The sequence below is a fragment of the Actinomycetota bacterium genome (genome assembly GCA_018830725.1).
Taxonomy (GTDB): Bacteria; Actinomycetota; Humimicrobiia; order JAHJRV01; family JAHJRV01; genus JAHJRV01.
Map to the genome: position 1 here is coordinate 1 of JAHJRV010000169.1, position 2439 is coordinate 2439.

The window sequence follows — 2439 nt, forward strand, 5'->3', positions numbered from 1 at the left end:
GGTGATGCTAAAACTTTCTCTTCCTCTCTCCTTTTTATTTCAATTTTTTCTTCACCTTTTTCTTTAATCATTCCCTTGATAATTTCCTCTGATATCTTTTCATCTTTTTCACCTATATATGCAATTACTTCTGTAACTGGAATCTCTTCTCCCTCTTTTGCCAATATCTTTTTTAAATATCCATTGTGGAATGACTCAACTTCAATAGTTACTTTATCAGTCATAACTTCAAGTAGGGGTTCACCCTTTTCTACATAATCTCCTTCCTTCTTCAACCATATTTCTATTAAACCCTTTTCCATAGTCATTCCTAACTTTGGCATTATAACTTCATACATTTAATATCCCCTTTTAGAATAATAAAAAAATATTATGTAAAATAAATGATTTATTTACCAGCTAATTCTTTTGCTGCATTTATAATATCTTCAACTTGAGGAACAGCATGCCTTTCAAGATTTCTGTTATACGGTATTGGAATATCTAAACCACCCAATCTTTTTATTGGAGCATCTAAATAATCAAATGCTTCACTTTCAGAAATCATTGCAGCGATTTCAGCACCAAATCCACCTGTTTTACATGCTTCATGAATAGCTATTGCTCTACCTGTTTTTTTAACGGATTCGATTATTGTTTTTTTATCATAAGGCTTTAATGTTCTTGGATCCACTATTTCAACACTTATTCCATCCTTTTCCAATTCTTTTGATGCAGAAATTGCTCTTTGAACCATTATTGAAGTAGCGACAATTGTTAAATCCTCACCTTTTCTTTTTATATCTGCTACTCCTAATGGAATCTCATATTCTTCTTCAGGAACTTCCCCAGTTGTTTTATAAAGTAACTTATGTTCAATAAAAATTATAGGATTATTATCTCTTATTGAAGAAATTAATAGCCCTTTTGCATCATATGGAGTACTCGGCATTACAACTTTTAATCCAGGAACATGTATAAACCAGGCTTCTAAACTCTGGGAGTGTTGTGCTGCAGCTCCAGTTCCTGATCCTGCAGGAGTTCTTACTACCATGGGAACTTTTGCTTTTCCACCAAACATGAACTTTATCTTTGCAGCTTGATTTACTATCTGCTCCATTGCTATAGTAGTAAAATCCATGAACATTATTTCAGCTACAGGTCTCATTCCAGTTATAGCAGCACCTAAAGCAGCACCAGCAATTGCTGCTTCAGAAATAGGTGTATCTCTTACTCTTTCTTCTCCAAATTCATCTAATAATCCATATGTCACTCCAAATGCACCTCCATAAATCCCGAGATCCTCACCAATTAGAAAAACATTTTTATCTCTTCTCATCTCTTGACGAAGTGCTTCCCTTATCGCCTCTGCATATGTTATCTCTCTCATTATGAATTTACTCCCTTAAATATTTCTTAATCAAGACAAATATTTTAATTAAATAAAATTGTTGAAAACATTTTTATGAATAAACGCCATCAAAGATTTCTTCAACAGACGGTTCTGGACTGTTCTTTGCAAAATCCACTGCTTTTTCTATAATATTTTTTGCATTTTCTTCTATGATTTTTATCTCTTCATTTGTGATAATTTTTTCAGCAATTAGTTTTTCCTTAAATCTTTTTATAGGACATTTCATCTTCCAGAATTTTATCTCTTCTTTTGAACGGTAAAGATTTTGATCACTTTTTGAATGACCCTTCCATCTATAAGTTTTACACTCTATCAGTGAAGGACCTTTTCCTTTTCTTGCTCTTTCTACAGCTTTTAATACAACTTTATATACTGCCAACACATCATTACCATCCACTACTTCTCCAGGAAAGCCATAAGAACCAGCTCTTTTCGCTATATTCTCTATCGCAAAAGCTTTTTCCACAGACATAGACATGCCATACATATTGTTTTCACAAAGAAATATTACTGGAAGTTTCCAAATAGCTGCCAGATTTAATGACTCATGAAAAGCCCCCTGATTTGCTGCTCCATCACCAAAAAAACATATGACAACTTGTCCAGTTTTCCTCATCTTTATACTTAAACCAACTCCTGATGCAATTGGTATTCCTCCCCCAACAACTCCAGTTGCTCCCAAATTACCCTTCTCAACATCTGCTATATGCATAGAACCACCCCTTCCTCTGCAATAACCTGTCTCTTTCCCCAAAAATTCAGCCATCATAAGATTAATGTCAGCACCTTTAGCAATACAATGTCCATGGCCTCTATGTGTACTAAGTATATAATCATCAGGTTTTAATGTGGAAATTGCTCCTACTGCCACTGCTTCCTGTCCAATTGAGAGGTGCATAGTACCATGAACAAGACCAAGAGCAAAAAGATAATCAACCTTTTCTTCAAAAAATCTGATTTTATACATCTTGATAAGCATGTCTATTAGCTTTTCAGGAGTAAATTTCATTTAAATCTCCAATTTTTAAAATATCATTTAATTTTAA

3 protein-coding genes are annotated in these 2439 nt (G+C 33.6%); all 3 read right to left on the minus strand.

Features of this window, described 5'->3' with window-relative positions; translation table 11 throughout:
- The coding region (locus KKC53_07310) for a 2-oxo acid dehydrogenase subunit E2 (protein ID MBU2598954.1) at nucleotides 1–338 on the minus strand (338 nt) is incomplete at its 3' end.
- A 50-nt stretch (nucleotides 339–388) separates the two neighbouring features.
- Nucleotides 389–1369 carry an alpha-ketoacid dehydrogenase subunit beta gene (locus tag KKC53_07315; GenBank protein ID MBU2598955.1) on the minus strand — a complete coding sequence of 327 codons (981 nt, stop codon included), beginning with the start codon at nucleotides 1367–1369 and terminating at the stop codon, nucleotides 389–391.
- Nucleotides 1370–1442: 73 nt separating this feature from the next.
- The gene (gene pdhA, locus KKC53_07320) at nucleotides 1443–2402 is read right to left on the minus strand and encodes a pyruvate dehydrogenase (acetyl-transferring) E1 component subunit alpha (GenBank protein MBU2598956.1); all 960 of its coding nucleotides are present in this window, start codon (nucleotides 2400–2402) and stop codon (nucleotides 1443–1445) included.
- Nucleotides 2403–2439 lie beyond the last annotated feature (37 nt).

Coding starts and splice junctions, on each gene's coding strand:
- KKC53_07315 (MBU2598955.1), bottom strand. CDS start 1,369: ATGAGAGAGATAACATATGCAGAGGCGATAAGGGAAGCACTTCGTCAA.
- pdhA (MBU2598956.1), bottom strand. CDS start 2,402: ATGAAATTTACTCCTGAAAAGCTAATAGACATGCTTATCAAGATGTAT.